This is a genomic window from Methanobrevibacter intestini, assembly GCF_047402955.1.
Lineage (GTDB): Archaea > Methanobacteriota > Methanobacteria > Methanobacteriales > Methanobacteriaceae > Methanocatella > Methanocatella intestini.
The window spans coordinates 317,107-337,270 of sequence record NZ_CP187956.1 but is presented as its reverse complement, the minus strand read 5'-3'; the positions used below and the strand labels follow the sequence as shown (position 1 = coordinate 337,270).

Annotated in this window: 16 protein-coding genes and 1 pseudogene; all 17 read left to right on the top strand. The window is 27.7% G+C overall.

What is annotated here, in order from left to right:
* The first annotated feature begins 95 nt into the window (after positions 1–95).
* The 17 genes and pseudogenes from ACMC9J_RS01360 to ACMC9J_RS01280 all read left to right on the top strand — a co-directional run bounded on the left by ACMC9J_RS01360 (position 96) and on the right by ACMC9J_RS01280 (position 20,068).
* The gene (locus tag ACMC9J_RS01360; protein ID WP_427003425.1) at positions 96–821 is read left to right on the top strand and encodes a phosphocholine cytidylyltransferase family protein; all 726 of its coding nucleotides are present in this window, start codon (positions 96–98) and stop codon (positions 819–821) included.
* Position 822: 1 nt separating this feature from the next.
* Complete coding sequence (gene aepX / locus ACMC9J_RS01355; protein WP_427003424.1) at positions 823–2,130, top strand: phosphoenolpyruvate mutase; 1,308 nt, start codon at positions 823–825, stop codon at positions 2,128–2,130.
* A 6-nt stretch (positions 2,131–2,136) separates the two neighbouring features.
* Entirely contained in the window at positions 2,137–3,267 is a 1,131-nt protein-coding gene (aepY, locus tag ACMC9J_RS01350; RefSeq protein WP_427003423.1) for a phosphonopyruvate decarboxylase, read from the top strand.
* 4 nt (positions 3,268–3,271) lie between these two features.
* Positions 3,272–4,393: a 2-aminoethylphosphonate aminotransferase gene (locus ACMC9J_RS01345; RefSeq protein WP_427003422.1), complete on the top strand. Its 1,122-nt coding sequence runs from the start codon at positions 3,272–3,274 to the stop codon at positions 4,391–4,393.
* A gap of 35 nt (positions 4,394–4,428) precedes the next feature.
* Positions 4,429–5,376: an ornithine cyclodeaminase gene (locus ACMC9J_RS01340; RefSeq protein ID WP_427003421.1), complete on the top strand. Its 948-nt coding sequence runs from the start codon at positions 4,429–4,431 to the stop codon at positions 5,374–5,376.
* 871 nt (positions 5,377–6,247) lie between these two features.
* Positions 6,248–6,511 carry a hypothetical protein gene (locus ACMC9J_RS01335; RefSeq protein WP_427003420.1) on the top strand — a complete coding sequence of 88 codons (264 nt, stop codon included), beginning with the start codon at positions 6,248–6,250 and terminating at the stop codon, positions 6,509–6,511.
* A gap of 1,275 nt (positions 6,512–7,786) precedes the next feature.
* Positions 7,787–8,026 carry a hypothetical protein gene (locus ACMC9J_RS01330; protein WP_427003419.1) on the top strand — a complete coding sequence of 80 codons (240 nt, stop codon included), beginning with the start codon at positions 7,787–7,789 and terminating at the stop codon, positions 8,024–8,026.
* A 438-nt stretch (positions 8,027–8,464) separates the two neighbouring features.
* Positions 8,465–9,220, top strand: a complete 756-nt coding sequence (locus ACMC9J_RS01325) for a DUF6414 family protein (protein ID WP_427003418.1) — start codon at positions 8,465–8,467, stop codon at positions 9,218–9,220.
* Entirely contained in the window at positions 9,213–10,307 is a 1,095-nt protein-coding gene (locus ACMC9J_RS01320; protein ID WP_427003417.1) for an AAA family ATPase, read from the top strand. The genes ACMC9J_RS01325 and ACMC9J_RS01320 overlap by 8 nt, the downstream gene beginning before the upstream one ends.
* 81 nt (positions 10,308–10,388) lie before the next feature.
* Entirely contained in the window at positions 10,389–12,659 is a 2,271-nt protein-coding gene (locus ACMC9J_RS01315; protein WP_427003416.1) for a protein kinase domain-containing protein, read from the top strand.
* Positions 12,660–12,847: 188 nt separating this feature from the next.
* Positions 12,848–13,192, top strand: a pseudogene (locus ACMC9J_RS01310) (stage II sporulation protein M); the annotation flags it as partial.
* A 205-nt stretch (positions 13,193–13,397) separates the two neighbouring features.
* Positions 13,398–14,684: an ATP-binding protein gene (locus ACMC9J_RS01305; RefSeq protein WP_427003415.1), complete on the top strand. Its 1,287-nt coding sequence runs from the start codon at positions 13,398–13,400 to the stop codon at positions 14,682–14,684.
* Positions 14,685–15,209: 525 nt separating this feature from the next.
* Positions 15,210–15,557, top strand: coding sequence for a helix-turn-helix domain-containing protein (locus ACMC9J_RS01300; RefSeq protein ID WP_019265367.1), 348 nt, complete (start codon positions 15,210–15,212; stop codon positions 15,555–15,557).
* A 1-nt stretch (position 15,558) separates the two neighbouring features.
* A complete protein-coding gene (locus tag ACMC9J_RS01295; protein WP_019265368.1) occupies positions 15,559–16,287 on the top strand; it encodes an ImmA/IrrE family metallo-endopeptidase in 729 nt (242 codons plus the stop codon).
* The gene (locus ACMC9J_RS01290) at positions 16,280–16,816 is read left to right on the top strand and encodes a nucleic acid-binding protein (protein ID WP_304129432.1); all 537 of its coding nucleotides are present in this window, start codon (positions 16,280–16,282) and stop codon (positions 16,814–16,816) included. Before ACMC9J_RS01295 ends, ACMC9J_RS01290 begins: the two co-directional genes overlap by 8 nt.
* Positions 16,817–17,049: 233 nt before the next feature.
* Positions 17,050–18,546, top strand: coding sequence for a sodium-dependent transporter (locus ACMC9J_RS01285; RefSeq protein ID WP_427003414.1), 1,497 nt, complete (start codon positions 17,050–17,052; stop codon positions 18,544–18,546).
* Positions 18,547–18,577: 31 nt separating this feature from the next.
* A complete protein-coding gene (locus tag ACMC9J_RS01280) occupies positions 18,578–20,068 on the top strand; it encodes a sodium-dependent transporter (protein ID WP_427003413.1) in 1,491 nt (496 codons plus the stop codon).
* Positions 20,069–20,164: the final 96 nt, after the last annotated feature.

The following is a 20,164-nucleotide window of genomic DNA, read 5'->3' as shown; positions in this document are numbered from 1 at the left end:
ACTGAATATTAATGAAATTTGATGTAATGTATATAATTAGAGTTTAATCTAAAGAAAGAATTTGAATATGTATTGGTTATTAATAGGTAAAAAACATGATAGAAACAGCAGTTATTATGGCTGCAGGTCTTGGAAGAAGATTTGGAGCAAAAACAGAAAAAATACCTAAAGCTTTCATAGAAGTTTCAGGAAAGTCTATGATTGTCCGTTCTATTGAAACGTTAATTAGCTGTGGTATAAAACGTATTATAATAGGTACGGGATATAAAAAAGAATGTTTTGAAGGGTTAAAAGAACAATATCCTCAAATTGAATGCTGTTTTAGTGAAAATTATGCAAAAACTAATAGTATGTATACTTTGTATAATATGCAGGATATAATTGGAGGGGATGATTTTTATTTACTTGAATCTGATTTAGTTTTTGAAAAGAAAGCTATTACCTCGTTAATGAAAAATAAACATGAAAATATCATGTTAATAACTCAGGTAATGAAATTTCAAGATCAGTATTATGTGGAATATGATGAAAAGGGTAATTTAAAAGACTGTTCTACAGATAAAACAACTATTCAACCAAATGGAGAATTAGTTGGTATTCATAAGTTAAATAACAAGTTTTATAAGTTGATGTGTGAAGAATATTCTAAAATTATAAATGAAAAACCAGAATTGGGATATGAATACCAATTACTTTTCATGTCTCAACATGTCATGCCTTTATTTGTTCTCAAAGAAGATGATTTACTTTGGTATGAAATTGATGATGAAGCGGATTTAGTTTATGCAGAAAAAAACATTATGACTAAAATGGAGGGTTAAGATGTCAAAAACAGTTTATTTAGGTATGATTGCAGATATTATGCATCCAGGTCTAATTAATATTATTAATGAAGGTGCTAAATATGGTGATGTGATAATTGGTTTATTTACGGATAAAGCTATTGCAACTCATAAACGTTTACCAGTTTTAACTTATGACCAACGTAAAGAAGTGGTTGAAAATATTAACGGTGTTTCGAAAGTAGTTCCTCAAGATGAGTGGAGTTATGTCAGTAATTTAAAAAAAATTAAACCTGATTATATTATTCATGGGGATGACTGGAAAGAAGGAGCTAATAAAAAAATTCGTCAAGAAGTTTTTAAGGTAATGGAAGAACTTGGTGGGGAGGTTATTGAAATACCTTATACTCAAGGTATTAATTCTTCAAAACTAGCTAAAGAAATTGAAGGGTTTGGAACTACTCCGGAAGTTCGTATGAAACGTCTTCGTCGTTTAATTGATGCTAAACCAATTGTACGCATATTAGAGTCTCATTGTGGATTAACGGGTTTAATTGCTGAGAAAATTTCAGTTGAAGTTGATGGAAAAATTAGACAATTTGATGGAATGTGGTCCTCTTCTTTAACAGATTCAACATCTAAAGGTAAACCTGATATTGAAGCAGTTGATTTAACTACTAGATTACATGATTTAAATGATACTTTAGAAGTCACTACTAAACCAGTAATTTTTGATTGTGATACCGGAGGTAAAACAGAGCATTTTGTATTTACAGTACGTACTTTAGAACGTTTAGGTATTGGTGCAGTTATTATTGAAGATAAAATTGGTTTAAAACAAAATTCTTTATTTGGAACTGATGCAGTTCAAAAACAAGACACCATTGAGGGATTTTCTGAAAAAATCAGTGCAGGTAAAAGTTCTCAAGTCACTGAAGATTTTATGATTATTGCACGTATTGAATCACTTATTGCAGGTAAAGGCATTGATGATGCTTTAAAACGCGCTTTTGCTTATGTTAAAGCGGGTGCTGATGGGATAATGATTCATAGTAAAAATAATAATGGTATGGATGTTAAAGAATTTTGTGAAAGATTCCGTAAGGAAGATAAGGAAACTCCAATTGTTGTTGTACCAACTACTTATAATCAGTTTACAGAAACAGAACTTGCTTCTTGGGGAGTTAATATTGTGATTTATGCTAATCATATGCTTCGTAGTGCTTATCCTGCAATGGTAAAGTGTGCTAAGTCAATTTTAGAAAATGAACGTTCTTATGAAGCAAATGAGTTATGTATGCCTGTAAAAGAAATTTTAACATTAATTCCTGGAAATAAGAAGGATTGAATTATTATGATTTCTCCAAAATTTTTTATTGATAAATTAGAGGAAAACAATATAAATTTCTTTACGGGGGTTCCAGATTCTTTATTAAAAAATATCTGTGCGTATATTGAAGATAATAAAGATGAAAATCATAATATTATTGCAGCAAATGAAGGGGCAGCAATGGGATTAGCTACTGGGCATTATTTGGCTACTGGTAAAATTCCAGTTGTTTATATGCAAAATTCAGGTGAAGGTAATATTATCAATCCATTAGCTTCATTAACAGATAAAGAAGTTTATAATATTCCAATACTCTTAATTATTGGTTGGAGGGGTCGTCCTGGAGTTCATGACGAACCTCAACATATAAAACAAGGAAAAGTAACGCTTCCTTTACTTGAAACAATGGGAATAAAGTATACAATATTAAGTAAAGATGAAAATGAATTTACAAATCAATTAAATGATGTAATTGGATATATGACTAAAACAAAAGAATCTTTTGCATTTGTTGTTGAAAAAGATACATTTGAAGATTATAAACTTCAAAATAATCAACAATATGAAAATTTAGAAATGTCTCGTGAAGAAGCTATTCAAATAGTTGCAGACTCACTGGATGAAAATGCCGTAATTGTATCAACTACTGGTATGATTTCACGAGAATTATTTGAATACCGAGCAAACAGCAATCAAAGTCACGAAAAGGATTTCTTAACTGTTGGATCTATGGGTCATGCATCACAAATTGCTTTAGGAATCGCTCTAGAAAAATCAAACCATAAAATATGCTGTTTTGATGGAGATGGAGCAGCTATAATGCACATGGGCTCAATGGCAATTATTGGAAGTAAACATCCAGAAAATTATATTCATATAATATTTAACAATGGAGCTCATGATTCAGTTGGAGGTCAACCAACAGTAGGTTTACAAATAAACATTCCCGAAATTGCAAAGGCTTTAAATTATAAAAAAGTATTTAGTATTAAAGATAGAATGTCTTTAAAAGAAGTATTAAATAAAATTAATGGTGAAAAAGGTCCAATAATGTTAGAAATACAAGTAAAAAAAGGCAATAGAAAAGATCTTGGAAGACCTACAACTACACCAATTCAAAATAAAGAAGCATTAATGAAATTTTTAGAAAAGTGATAATATGGTTAAAAGAAATGTATTATTAAATCCCGGCCCGGCAACTACTACAGATACAGTTAAAATGGCACAAATAGTACCTGATATTTGTCCGCGTGAAGAAGAATTTGGAGATAAAATGTACCAATTAGGAATAGATTTATTAGGTACAGTTCATGCAGACCCAGCAAAATACACAACAGTATTATTTTGTGGATCTGGAACAGTAAATATTGATGTTTGTTTAAATTCATTACTGCCTGAAGATAAAAAGATTTTAATTGTAAATAATGGTGCATATAGTTCCAGAGCAGTTGAAGTTTGTGAATATTATGGAATGCCACATATTAACTTAAAATCATCAGTTTACGAACAACCAAACTTAAATGATGTAAAAAAAGCATTAGATGAAAATCCAGATATTGCAATGGTTTATACAACACACCATGAAACTGGAACTGGAGTTTTAAATCCTATTCGAGAAATAGGTCAATTAGCACATGACTACGACGCAATATTTGTAGTAGATACCACATCGTCACTAGCTATGATACCAATAGATATGGAAGAAGACAATATTGACTTTTGTATGGCATCAGCTCAAAAGGGTATTATGGGAATGACAGGGCTTTCATTTATCATAGGAAATGAGGAAGAAATTTGTAAATCAAAAAATTATCCTAAAAGATCATATTATTGTAATTTATATTTACAATATGATTACTTTAAAAAAACAGGGCAAATGCATTTTACACCACCTGTACAAACAGTATATGCAGCTATACAAGCATTAAAAGAGTATTATGATGAAGGTGAACAAGATAAATGGAATCGTCATCAAAGAGTAATGGCCAGAATCCAAGAGGGATTAAAAGAATTGGGTTTTAAAGAAGCAATAAAACCAGAAATTCAGTCTGGTCTTGTAGCTTCAGTATTATATCCAAAAGATGATAATTGGTCCTTTGATAAAGTTCATGATTATTGTCAGGAAAGGGGATTTACAATATATCCCGGAAAAATATCAGATAATGAAACATTTAGACTTTGTTCTTTAGGAGCTATTGATGTTGAAGATATTGACAACTTTTTAATAGTTTTAAAAGAAGCATTAAAAAGTAATAATGTCACAATTCCAGTTCAATATTAAGTTATATTAAATTTAAAGATTTTAGAGGTGTTTAAATGAAAATAATAACATTTGAAGATATTAAAAAATTAAATATGTCTCCATTAGATTGTTATGAATGGGCAAAGGAAGTAGTTCAAAATAAAAATACTACATTGCTGCCTCCTAAAATTAGTATGAAACCAGATATTGACGGTGTTTTTTATAATATTATGCCGTCAGTTATTCCAACACTTAATAGGGCGGGAGTTAAAATTGTAACAAGATATCCTAAAAGAAAACCAAGTTTAGATAGTAATTTGTTATTATATGATTTAACAGATGGATCTACATTAGCATTGATGGATGCAAATTTCATCACTGCTGTAAGAACTGGTGCAGTTGCAGCTCTTTCAATAAAATTATTAGCTACTGATGATTTTAAAGAGATAGGAATAATTGGGCTTGGAAATACAGCAAGAGCAACATTAAAAATTTTACTTGCTTTGTTTCCTGAAAGAAATTTTAAAATAAAATTATTAAAATACAAAAATCAGCATCAACTTTTCAAAGAAGATTTTAATCAATTTAACAATATTGATTTCTGTTATGAAGATAATGCTGATGAGGTAGTTAAAAATAGTGATGTAATAATTTCGGCAGTTACCACAATTAAAGAAGATGTATGTTCTGATGACTGCTTTAAAGAAGGTTGCTTAGTTGTACCTATACATACTTTAGGCTTTACAAATTGTGATTTATTCTTTGATAAAGTATTTGTTGATGATATAGGGCATGTAAAACATTTTAAATATTTTGATAAATTCAAAGAATGTCATGAAGTCACAGATATTTTAACTGGTAAAGCTAAAGGTAGAACAAGTGATAAACAAAGAATTATTGCATATAATATTGGTATTTCCATACATGATATTTATTTTGCAAGTAAAATCTATGAAATGGTTGAAACTACTGAAAAAATAGACTTAAAAGCCCCTAATGAAAAGTTTTGGTTTGATTTTTAGTATTTATATTATTGGGAATAATCTGTTTTTTCTACAAATTCTTTTTTTTTAAAACAAAACAAGCTTTTTCAGACTTTTTCAATTTTTAGTTGATAAAGTATAGAAATCTTCAAATAAATAAAAAACTAATTATCCACTAGCTAATTCATAAAATAAGAATAAGTGGACGGGGTTACACAACCTATCATTTTTACAAAACCCCGTCCAACATAGAAAAGGTGGAGAAATTTCCTACACAATTATCCACCTAATCAACACAAAGCTTTTATAAAATATTTTTTTGAAGCAGTTCAGAATTTAACTTCAATTGTATATATTTTACTATTACTTAATATAATTTACCTTTTTATTTTCATAAAATCTTTTAATATACAATACATTATAAAATCAGCAAATTATTCTGCTGATTTCACTAAATTAATGAGTTTTATATATGCTTAATTATTTTTTAATTTTTTAGAATGTATCGGATGTATATTTAATCAATTAACAAAGTAACTAAAAAAAGAGTTAATTATAATATTTAGACGAATGGTGCATTGTATAGGTTCTTTAATCTTCAAATAGTTACAACTTCATTGTTGTTATGTTCAATTTTTTGAGAATAGAACCATGCTATTAAATCAGCAATTTGTAATTCATTAAATGTAATAATGAAGTTTTATGGAATTATTATAATATGTGAAGGGTAGAGAAAATTTTTATATATAATTTAGCCAAATCTTGATGATGATTTTCATAACTATAAATTAAAACGGTTTGAAAAGCATTTTATATCTTCAATAAATATTTTAGCAATATTCTGGTTAATTATAGATTCATTTCCAATTACTTTTAATAATGATGAAATTAACAGAGATGCTCTGACTTAATGACTTATCTATTTAGCAATGATTTATTAAATGTAATTGGTAAGAAAACTATTTTGGACTTAGAACAAATAGAATCATTTTTATCAATTAAAAATGAAATTTTAAAGATGGGAAAACATAAACCTGCAGTTAATGATTTTATAATGATTAATTTATTGGATTTGGATAAAATTAATGAAATTTACTCTCAAAAACATTTATTGAATGAATTTCAATTAAAATTTTTAGAAATAACTTCATGTTTTCGTAAAATCACTGAATGAAATCTTGAAATGTTATTTATTGGTCTAATACTACATCAAACACAAAATTTTATACTTATAGCACTTTATCTGATGATTACTTAAATAAATTAAACAAATTAATTATTATATAATGTAATATTACTTATTGATGTAAAGTTTCAGGTATAATGCTGAACATATTTAAATGTGGTCAGGTAATTTATTGGAAATTATGGGATATGTTTTGGGTAATTCTTTCTTTAAATTCTAGGAGTATGAATTAGAAAATAGTTATAAGTATAGCTGGTAATTTGATATTAATTATATTGACTCTTTCAAAAACTTTGTTGATTTAAAATTTTTTGAGGAAATTTAGTTTTGATTTTGTAATTATGTTTAAAAATAGTTAAATTTAATAAAAGGTTGGAGTAAAAGTTTTTATCATGCAAAATCAAAAAAATTTACTTTAAATAATATTTTAGATGTTAAACAATATATATTTTGTGATTTTGATGATGGATTTGTCCTTTCAGATTCTCGTTTTGTGAAAATTTTTAAATTCTGTCAAAAACCCTAAAATCTTTTGATTTAAGTTTTAAAAAGGAGGTTTATTATTTTAAAATGAGTTTAGCCAGGTGCCGTCATTTTAGAACTCTGTATGTAGTTAAATATGATTTTACAAAAATAACATTAGTATTTAAAGAAATAGGAAAAACTATGGTAAAGGTTCAGCGTTATATTTGCAAACGTTGCAGTAAAACATTTCAAAAACTGATTTAACAAGTCTTGTTGATATAAATAGTAATTTTACGAACGAATTGAAAAATGAATCTGAACATTTAATTTAGGATTATTTGGGAAGTTTGAAAAATGCTTGTAAATCATTTTAAAAGTTTTTTGGAATTAGTGTTTCACATCAAACAATTGAAAATTGGCTTTTTGTTAATGAAAACATTTTAGAATTTGATTTATGGTGTTGCTTGAGTTATTATGTCTTTGATGTTGAATAGATAAAAATCAATGGAGAATGTAAATATCTCCACACATTACTTGAGTTTATTTCTAATTGTATTGTATCTGATATAATTTACGATACTGAAGATGAAACAATTGTTGAAAAGTTTTTAAGAGAATCTACAGTAAATAAAAATAAAAAAGCAATCACAACAATTTTAGATAAAAAATATTCCTCAATTATCCAAAAACTAGTTTTTAAACACCAATTATGTATTTTTCATACTAAAAAAAAGTTTAAATAAACAATTAAAAAATTTTAAAGACAACAATCGTATTTCAGACGAAGAATACAAAAGAATGTCACAAACAACTAAAATGATTAAAGATTTATTCGATTTAAATGATTATATTGAATTCAAAAATGAAGTACTGTCTTTAATTTATCGTGAAGATGATTTTTATCTACTTATTTATAAAATAATTAGAAAATTCCTTTTTCCAAGAGGATATAAAAGTTTCATTTATCACTTAAAAGATAAGGCAATTGAAAAAACAAGTAACAAAATTGAAAATGCCTTTCAAAAAACAATCCCATAATCAAGAAAACGAACATTCAAAATCAAATGAGGAGTTTTAAAACGAATATATCGCAGAGATCTAATTTGGAACCAAAATCGAAAAAACGATTTTGAAAATCAACAAAGTTTTTGAAAGAGTCTTTTAAGACAAACTACGAATTGAACAGTTATAGTTCGTATCTAATTGAACAATAATTATACGAGCATTAATAAATATTATACCAATAAAAAGTAAAATGGCATCAACAAACCATTATGAAAAGTAAAAGGCAATATCTACTGCCTCATTAGATTTTACACGAAATTATTTTAAAAACAGAAAATTGATTTAACAAAATGAATATTTTTAAGTTAAATACATTCTATAATTGGTGTTAGTCGAAAAATTTAAAAAATAAAATTTTATAAAATTTAGTTTTGTATTTAAAAGGTTATTGTATTATTAGATGGTGTAACAATGAGTAATGATAAAAAAAATAAATCCAAAGTTATTAAAATCATTTATTTTGATGAAATTTCAGCAACTGATTATTTAATTATTAAAAATGGTGGAATATTAGATGAAATGAATAAAGAATTAAATGAAAATACAAAAATTAAAGATTTATCCCTTAAAGGTAAATTATGGGCCAAATTACCATTTTTAATCGGAACTGCTAAAGCCGAAGGAAATTTGAGTTATGGAGATTCTGATACCACAATTATTCAAAAAACAATTACTAGTTCATTATTGAGTGATTTTATTGAAGAATTAAATTCAGATGAAATCATTGAATTCAATAATTATTCTGTAAGTGCATACCCTAATTCTTTTGCATATTTTAAGATGTTCACGCCATTCTTAAAGATATTTTCTGATAATTTGTCAGATGGTACGAATCTGCCCATTAATATTTCTTCAATGGATAATGTATTTGAAGATGGGAAAGGATATTATGAGATGATTGCAGAAGACGGTGAAGATAAAGTTGTTTTAAGATTTAATATTAATTCTTTTAGAAATAATTATACTCTTTCTGATTTGACTAAGATGGATTTAACATATTATAGTATTTTTGTAGGTGAAACTGACGAATATTTGTTAGATATTTCCAATGAATTAAACCCTAATGAAGGTATTCCAAATAATATTGAAGAATTAAAAAATAAATACAATCGTAAAACTAAACTTAAAGTTTATGATGTAATTTTAGCGGGGATTATTCATGGTTAATATAAACATTTTCATGGGTCCTAAAAAAGCTTTTGAAGAGTTTATTCCTTGTGGAGATAGTTTGCTATTAAATGATCTTGTAAAAATTGCTGATGGTAAAAAAACTAGATATTATAATTCTTATGATTTTTTAGTAGGATATTCTGAAAACTATTCTGGGATAAGTGAAAGTGCTATACAGAATTTTGATAGCCTTTTGAAAACATTTGAATTTGGTGAAATTTATCTTCAGAACCCTCCTGAAAATATTAAACGACTGATTGAAAACACTTATGATGATGTCACAATTAAAGTTTATGATTATCCTAAATTAACCTCAAAAAAGTTCTTAAGAATTAATGAGAAATTTAACGAAAGAATAATTGGACAAGACCATGTTAAAAATGAATTATTAATTTCATTGTATGATTTACTTAAAGGATATAACGACGATAAACCTATTTGTTTACTTTTTTATGGCATGTCAGGTGTTGGAAAAACTGAAACCGCAAAATTTTTATCTGAAATTATAGGTGATGAATTATTTAGGAAACAATTTTCAATGTTTCAAAATAATAAATTTTCTGAATATCTTTTTGGAGGTGCACATATGCAAGCATCTTTTGCAAGAGATTTACTTGAACGTGAATCTAACATAATATTGTTAGATGAATTTGATAAAGCTGCTAAAGTTTTTCATGATGCTTTTTATCAATTATTTGATGAAGGAATATTTGAAGATTCAAATTATAAAGTTTCTTTAAAAAATTCAATAATTATTTGTACTTCAAATTACCTTAATGTTAATGATATTAGGAATAATATTGGTGATTCATTATTTTTTAGATTTGATAAAATAATTGAATTTAAAAAATTAGATAAATATGCTGTTGATAAAATTCTTGTAAATAAGGTTAATGAAAAATATGACTTATTAATTAATGAAGATAAAGAGTTAATTGATAAACAAAAAATAATTAACTTTTTTAGAGAATATGCAGATGGTTTAGTTAACACTAGACAAATATCTAAATTAGTTGATGAACAAATTAATATGATTTTAGTTGAGAGTTATCTTAATAAAAGTTCTATTCTAAATAAGAATTAAAAAATAAACTATTTAATTGCTGATAAAGTGAAAATAATGTAGTTATATAAAATGGATGTTATCAGAGTTTAGAGGATTTACATGATTAGAAATATTAAAATTGGTGATGTGTTAGGCGAAATATTTGAAGTAATAATGATTTTTGGTGGGAACAACCAAAAGAATAAAAATAACGAATCTGGCTTAGGTGTAGTTTATTTAGTTCGCAATATTGAAACAAACGAATGTTGGGCTTTAAAAACATTTCAAGATAAATTTATCAATGAAGAAAATGCCTTTGATGAGTTTAAATTAGAATCCCTAGAATGGATTAAATTAAAACCTCACCCAAATATTGTTACTGCAATAATTGCTACAATTATTGATGAAAGACCTTTTCTAATATTAGAGCCGATAGTTCCAGTAAATGGAAAACAAACTTTAAAACATTACCTACACGATCCATTAAATTTAAAACAAATTTTAGACTGGTCAATACAATTTTGTCATGGAATGGAATTTATAAATAATTCTGGTATTAAAGTTCATGGGGATATTAAACCAGATAATATTCTGATTTTCTTCAATAATGTTAAAATAACTGATTTTGGTCTTTTAGAATTGTTTGAATCAACAGATGAAAAACTTGTTAATCAATATTATAATTCAAATGATGCTTGTGGAACTTTGGAATATATGGCTCCAGAAGTTTTTATGGGTAAACGAAGTGTAGAATCAGACATATATAGTTTTGGTGTTGTTCTATATCAATTAGTTAATGATGGAGTTAATCCATTTGTTAATGATGGTTCAAAAGACTGGTATGATATACACCAAAATACTGTGATTCCCAAATTAAATTCGGAACTAAATAATATTATTCAGAAATGTTTGGAAAAAAATCCTAATAATAGATATCATTCATTTAAAGAATTAAGGAAAGCTTTGGAGAAAATTTTTAATGAAAAATTTGATAATTTATATAATCCTGAGCTGATTGATATTGGTGATGATACATATTATGCAATGTTAGGTCATTCATATTGTGAATATGGGGAATTGAAGTTATTTGAAGAATCCTATGAAAAATCTTTGAAATCTAATGATAATAATGCTAGAGTCATGTATGCCTCTGATTTGATGAACTTGGGTGAATTTGAAAAAGCTAAGGATAATTATGAAATTGTTGTTAAAAATTTATCTAAAAATGAAAATGAAATAATTTATAAAGATCATTTATATTTTAATCTAGGTCATGCATATCATTCTTTAAATCAAATTTTTGATGCAATGGATTACTATGAGAAAACATTGATTGAAAATAAATATTTTGTAAAAGCAAAAGTAAATTTAGGCAATTGTTATAGATTATTAGGTGACTATGAAAATAGTTGTAAATATTACGATGAAGTATTGGAAGTTTTTCCTAACTTTTATGAAGCATTATATAGTAAAGCATTATTAGTATGTGAGAACTGTCACTATGATGAAGCAGAATTATTATTTGCGAAAATAGATGAAAAAAAAGATGATGGGCGAAGGTTTCTTGATAAATCTTTGATATTTTCAGAATTTGATAAAATGAAATCTTTGTTAGAATTATCAAAATATTTAGTAAAACATGATGATATTTACTCAAAATATTTATTATTGGATTTACATTTAGCTATGAGTAAATTTAATTTAGCAAAAGGAGTTTATGAGGATTTAATGTCCATTTCAGATAATAAAAATGATATGAGAATTTTAACATCACCTTGCTTTTATAAACATGGCTATGAGGAGTTTGCATTAAATATTCTTGAAGAATTAAGAATATCTGGGTCTAAAAAATGTAAATATGAATCTTATCTTTTAAAAGCAAATTTGATTAGTGATGATGATATTCATTATACTAACCGTCTTCTTAACCATGTGATTAAAAAATCATCTTCAAATAGACAAAAAACTGAAGCATATAACCTTAAATTTACATTTAATGAAAAAAGACATATTAGAGACATTCATCACGCACTGAGATTGAGTCCCAAGTATAGATATGCTCATTTGAATTATATTAAATATTATGTAGATAAAAAAGCTTATGATAAAGCATTAAAAAGAATAGAATTCAGTTCTAAAATATTTAAAAACGATGCTGAAATTTATTTTTTACATGGTCAAGTTTGTTGGCGTCTAAACAACTATAACAAAGCAAAACATTTTTTTGAATTATCTTTAAAATATGGTAAAGTTGAGTTAATGGTTTATTTTTACATTAGAGATTGTTATATTGAGTTAGGTGATGAAATCAAAGCTATGGAATATGAGAGTTATGGTATTATGTTAGATAAGTATTCTGAATATAGAGATTTATATAAATATAGTTGTTAAAATTTACTCCTATAAAAACTATTATGCATATTAATAATTTTTAATAATCAAATAATGTTGGCTGTTTAGGTCCACTATACCTTAGGTTTAATATCATGAAGCTTATCTGTCTTTCTGATGTTGCATATCAGTAACGGTGATTTTTCATCATGCCGTTTTATATTCTTTTTAGCCATTTCGAGTATTCTGTTGGCGGAAAAGTAGTAAGTATGGATCCTTTTCGCATGAGTCTGATGTTTATTGCTTTAATTGTTCCTCATGAAATCTTTGAAATTCCTGCTTTGATTTTTGAATCAGCAGCAGGTGTTTTGTTGTTTCTGTTTATATGGAGATTTTTAAAAACAATTGACACTACTAGAAATGAGGTTCCGGGTTTTAAATTAAGAGCTAAAAATTCCTGGAAGTTAAACAGGATTTATTTAAAACAGTCTGTTGTTCTTATGGTGTTTTCCTGTTTTCTGCTGATTATTGCAGCACTTATTGAAGGCCATGTTACTGAACATATTGGTATTTGGGTTGATTCATTTTTCTGATTAACCCTATTTTTTAAATTAGCTAAAAAATCTTTTATATTGCTTTACACTTTTTTTGAAATGATTTTATTAAGTAAATTGCTATTTTAAATCATCATAATTTGTGGAATTTTCACATTTTTAATGTGTATTGATGAAAAGTATAAAATAAATCTAATGAAAAGTATAAAATAAATTAGATGAAAAGTATAAAAAAGGGATTGTCATGAAAAAATATCTGCCGAGATATACAGACCGGGAATTAAAAGAATCGTTAGAATACATGGGTGCAGTATTAATAACTGGTTCGAAGTGGTGTGGAAAGACTACAACAGCTAAACAACAATGTAATAGCTTAAAAGAGTTACAGCATCCTGTTTATGGAAAATCTTATTTAAAACTTGCAGACACAAATCCTATAGAATTATTAAAAGGTGAAAAACCGATGCTAATTGATGAATGGCAAATGGCACCGGAACTGTGGGATGCAGTAAGATATTTGGTAGATGAATCAGATGAAGATGGACTGTATATTCTAACAGATTCAGCAATAGTTGATGAAAGTAAAATTATGCATTCAGGAGCAGGCAGAATAAAAAGAATCGTAATGCGACCAATGAGTTTATATGAAAGCGGCGAATCTACGGGAGCAATATCACTGATGGATTTATTTAATGATGAAGATTTAAACATCGACGGCATAACTTCAGATTTATCAATATCTGATTTGATATTTGTTGCCTGCAGAGGTGGCTGGCCGGAGTCACTAAACAAAAAAACAAAAAAACAGCAATTGGCTGTTGTAGCAAATTACATTGATATAATATGCAATAGTGATGTTTCAAAGGTGGATGGAGTTAAACGCAGTCCTCAAAGGGTAAAAGCTATTTTAAAATCTTATTCCAGAAATATTTCAACACTGGCAACTAAAAAAACACTTATGAAAGATATAAAAACAGAGTATGGGGATATATCAGCACCTACATATAATTCGTATATTGATGCTCTTGAAAGATTATATGTTATTCAAAATATTCATGGATGGTCACCAAATATCAGATCGGCAAATACTATCAGAAAATCTTCTAAAAAGGAATTCATAGATCCGTCAATAGCTGTAGCAAGTCTTAATTTAACTCCTGAAAAATTATTAAAGGACTTTGAAACCTTTGGATTCATATTTGAAAACTTGTGCATACGTGATTTATTGGTTTATTCAAGTTCAGTTAATGGAGAAGTATTGTATTACAATGATGACAGCGGTCTTGAAGCGGATTGCGTAGTATATTTAAGTGATGGGAGATATGCATTAATAGAATTTAAATTAGGCAACATGGAAATTGATAAGGGAGCAGAAAATTTACTCAAATTAAGAAAATTAATTAAAAATAGTGTTAAGAACAAAAAAATTGATTTGGAAGAACCAAGTTTTTTAGCTGTTATAACTGGTGGTGAAATGGCATACACTAGAGCTGACGGTGTAAAAGTTATACCGATTGGATGTTTGCGATAAATGTTTTTTCTGGATTAATTGGTGAGATATATTATTTTTATTAATTATTGCAGAAGTTATGAATGTTTATTATGGCATGGTTTTTTGATTAACCTGTCTTTTTTTCAAATCACTACAATTTTATTATTTCGTATCAATTTTTCAAAATCACTTAAACAAACTATATATACTTATTGAACTTAATATTAAAATGTTTAGTGTGGTGGTATATATTTTAAAAATAAATCTTGGGGAATGTTTAGATGGAAATTTAGATAGGTTTAACTGCAAATAAAATTATTTAAATTAGGATAATTAATTTTTAGTAATATCTGATTATTTATTCAGCAGCATCTTTATCAAAAATATATTTTTTGATTTTAATTAACTATTATAAGTATTATTTATAAATTTAGTTTAATTTAAATTTGTTATCTGTAATTTAACTATTTTTTATTCTTTTTAATATTTTTTGCAATAAAAAATAAAAAAATTTATATTATTTTTATTACAAAATATTATTAGATATTTATAGGAGGCATAAATATGGTGGTTGATAATAAAATTGTTGGAGAAAGGATGGAATTTTTAAGGGAGAATATGGGAGTAAGTCAAAAAAATTTAGCAGAATATTTAGACATATCTCAACCATATTTATCTCAAATAGCTGCTGGAAAAAGACCAATGTCTTTAACAATTTTAGATAAACTTTGTGCATTATTTGGATGTAGTGAACAGTATCTTTTGGGTTTGGATGATAGCTTTCATCCAAAGTCTTATGCATTTCGTAGTAAAAAGATTGATGTTGCGGATTTAAAATGTATTGCATCAATAAATAAGCTATATAAAAATTTGAAATATTTACATAAAAAACAAAAAGAATTGGAGGGTTAACTTGAAATCTGATTTGGAATTAAATTCTTTGGCTGTTGATTTAAGAAAAGATTGGGAAATTGATGCTTATGGGCCTTTAGATATTTTTTCAATTGTTTTGTCTAAATTTTCTAAATTATCAATATTGATTTATCCTATGTCTAAAAATACTAGTGGTTTGTGTATTAATGAAGAAAATATACCTATTATTGGAATTAATTCAAATCATTCTAAAGGTAGACAAAAGTTTACATTAGCTCATGAATTATATCATTTATTATTTGAAGATATTAATGATATTATTATTTGTAATGATGATAAAAATGATTCTGAAGTTGAAGCAGATTCTTTTGCATCATTTTTATTAATGACTGATGAAGGATTAAGGAGATACATGAAAATCAATGAGATTAATCATTGGGATTTGAATAATATTATTGCTGCTGAACAATATTTTCAGATTAGTCATCAAGCATTTTTATTTCGCATTAATAAATTAGGATTTTCAGTAGATGAATACAATAACATAAATTTAAGTAATGAATCTAAAAAAAGAGGTTTTTTGAATGATTTATATGAACCTGCTTTTAAAGAGGATATTCCTTTTGTTTTAGGCAATTATCTTAAGATGATTAATCATATTGATGAATTAGGCGGACTTTCTGATGGTAAAAAGAGGGAATTATTACTTGATGGTTGCAGGGGTGATCTGGTTTTTAACAAATGTGGGAGACAAGATTTAAATGAATAATAAACCAGTTTTTTATGATACTGATTGTTTATCTTCTTTTTTAGTAGTAGATAGAATTGATTTATTAAAAAAGGAATTTTCCAGCATAATTGTTTCAGCACAAGTAAATATAGAATTTTTAAATGATAAAACTCCAAAGTGTATATATGAAAGATTTAGTAATTTGGTAGATGAAGGTTTTGTCATTGTTAAAGATATTGATGTAGATGATGAAGTTATGGAATATTATATTACATTTATCACTGAAGATGATGATGGAGGTAAAGGTGAACTAAGTACTATAGCATTTGCAATAGTTAATAATGGAATTCTTGCAAGTAATAATTTTAGAGATATTTGTAAATATGTAAAGAAGTATAATTTGTGCCATATTACAACTGCAACTATTTTATTGGATTGTTTTAAAAAAGAATATGTTTCTAGTGATGAAGTTGAAAAAATTTGGCAGGACATGTTAAAAAAATATGTTAAACTTCCAAAAAAATCATTTATAGAGTATTACAAATGGGATGATCCATTATGCAGTTAATCATTAACTTAAACTTTTTTTATTAAAATTTCCAGAATCATATTTTTTCCAAATTCTTTTTATATAACCTGTTATTTTTTTCATAAAATTTTATTCAACTTATTTTAAATTTTAACTAATTTTTATTCACTTAATCTCTGAATTAAATGTATATAATTAATATAGTATTTTCTACTAAAGTAATAATGTTGAATTAATAACAATAAATTTAATTTTATCGCAGTTGATTTTTTATGGCGAAAACGAAAGATAAAAACGAATGGGGAAGTAACCTGTCATTTCTGTTGGCTATGATAGGTTCGGCAGTTGGACTTGGAAATATTTGGCGATATCCTTATGTTTTGTACAGTAATGGTGGTGGAGCATTTTTCATACCATATATTGTTGCAATTTTGATTATGGGGATTCCCTTTTTAATTTTGGAATATGGTGTCGGATATAATTTTAAATCTTCTTTTCCAAAAGCGGTTAAAAGCATTTCAAAGAAATGGGAGTATTTAGGCTGGTTTTTACCAGTAGCTGTTTTCATGATTCTTATTTATTATTCAGCTATTCTTGGTTGGGACGGATTTTATGTAATTATCTCAGCATTTAAAGGCTGGGGAGCTGATCCAAATGCCTATTTCACAGGCAGTTTCCTTCAGGTAAATGATACTTTAGGTGGTCTTGGTACTTTTGTGCCTTTTGTAGCTATTGCAATGCTTGTAGGATGGGTTATAATGTGGGTCATTTCCCATACTGACTTGGAAAAAGGTTTAGGTAGGGTTTCTAAAGTTTTAGTACCTTTATTATTTGCTATAATGATTTTTATTGTACTTTTCTCTTTAACATTACCTGGTGCAGGTATTGGACTTGCAGAGCTGTACAATCCTGACTGGAGTTTGTTGCTTAACTTCAATATTTGGATGGCTGCATTTGGTCAGATGATATTTTCATTAAGTTTAGGTATGTCTATTGCATTTACCTATGCAAGCTATACCAAGGATGATTCAGATTTGGTTTCCAATGCATTGTGGGTAACTGTAGCTAACTGCGGTTTTGAAAACTTTGCAGCTATTGGTGTGTTTTCAATTCTCGGATATATGTCACTTCAAAGCGGTGTGGCAGTGCCTGATTTGGTAACTCAGGGAACAGGTTTGGTATTTATTGTATATCCTACTGTATTTAATGTACTTGGAGATTGGGCTTCTGTAATTGGACCGTTATTCTTCTTTACAGTATATTTAGCTGGTCTGACAAGTATTTTATCAACAATTGAACCTTTATCATTTTCCATCCAAAACAAATTCGGCTGGTCACGTAATAAAACCATGACTGTTTTATGTGTCTTCGGTGCAGCGGTTTCAATGATTTATGCAACGGCTATGGGTTCATATATTCTGGGAATAGCCGATACATTTGTTAATCAGATAGCTATTTTAATTGGTGTTATATTTGAATGTATTGTATTTGCCTGGATATTTAAAGCAGAAAACATTATTCCTAAACTCAATGCAAAAAGCAAATCAATTAAATTAGGTAAATGGTGGCTTGTTGTAGTTAAATATGTATTGCCGATTTTCATTGCAATTGTATGGATTGGAGGAATTTTGGAAGTTATCTCCTCAGGGTCCATGTTGGAATTGGCTATTCTGGCTATTTTAACTGTAATATTACTTGGTGCCACATTTATATTTACTAAACTGCCTGCAAAATCCGGCGAATGGGATGAAGTCAAACAGAGACTTTAATCCTATTTTAATTTTTTATTGAAGTGATATTATGGCAAATGAAAAAAATGAATGGGGAAGCAATATCTCATTTCTGCTGGCTATGATAGGTTCTGCAGTCGGACTTGGTAATATCTGGAGATTTCCTTATGTTCTCTATAGCAATGGTGGAGGAGCATTTTACATTCCATATATTACAGCAGTACTGATTTTAGGTATTCCATTTCTGATTTTGGAATATGGTGTTGGATATAATTTCAAATCTTCTTTTCCAAAGGCAATTAGAAGCATTTCAAAGAAATGGGAATATTTAGGCTGGTTTTTACCGGTAGCTATTTTTATGATTCTGGTTTATTATATTTCCATTCTCGGATGGGACGGATTTTATGTAATTATCTCTGCATTTAAGGGATGGGGAGCAGATCCCAACAATTACTTTACAAATACATTTTTGCAATCAACAGAATCTGTCAGCGGTATTGCAAGTGTTGTGCCGGTAATAGCTGTATCAATTCTTGCAGGATGGTTTATATTGTGGTTTATTTCACACAGAAACCTGGAAGACGGAATAGGCAGGGTTTCAAAAGCACTGGTGCCTCTGTTATTTATAATAATGATTGGTATTGTAATATTTTCATTGACATTACCTGGAGCAGGTATCGGACTTTCACAGCTCTTTAATCCTGACTGGAGTTTGCTTGCTGATTTTAATATTTGGATGGCTGCATTTGGTCAGATTATATTCTCCCTAAGTTTGGGAATGTGTATTGCATTTACCTATGCCAGCTATGCTCAGGATGACTCTGATCTGGTTTCAAATGTTTTGTATGTTGCAGTGGCAAACTGCGGTTTTGAAAACTTTGCAGCTATTGGTGTGTTTTCAATTCTCGGATATATGTCACTTCAAAGCGGTGTGGCAGTACCTGATTTGGTAACTCAGGGGACAGGTTTGGTATTTATTGTATATCCTGAAGTATTTAATGTGCTTGGTGGTATAGCTAATATTATCGGACCGTTATTCTTCTTTACAGTATATTTGGCCGGTATAACAAGTGTTTTAGCATTGCTTGAACCGGTATCTGTATCTATTCAAAATAAGTTTGGCTGGTCACGTAATAAAACAGTAACTGTTTTATGTATTATTGGTGGGGCCTGTTCAATGATTTATGCAACAGCTATGGGTTCATATATTCTGGGAATAGCTGATACATTTTTAAATCAGATAGCTCTGCTGATTGGGGTTATATTTGAATGTATATTGTTTGCATGGATATTTGATGCAAGTAAAATCATTCCATCACTTAATAAAAATAGTAAAACCTTAAAAATTGGTAAATGGTGGATAGTTGCAATTAAATATATCATTCCGATTGTTTTAGGATTTGTATGGATTGGTGGGTTGTTTGGAGTTATATCTTCAGGTTCAATTGTAGAATTAAGTATTTTAGCTATTTTAGCTGTTATTCTAATTGGCTTTACTGTTATACTTAAGAAATTACCTGCAAAATCCAAAGATTGGGATGAAACACAGCAAAGACTTTAATGTCTTTTCTTTTTTATTTTATTTTTTTAAACTTTCTGTTTTATAGTTTGAAGCATTATTTTTTGGCTTTACATAATTTTTAATAATTAATAATTC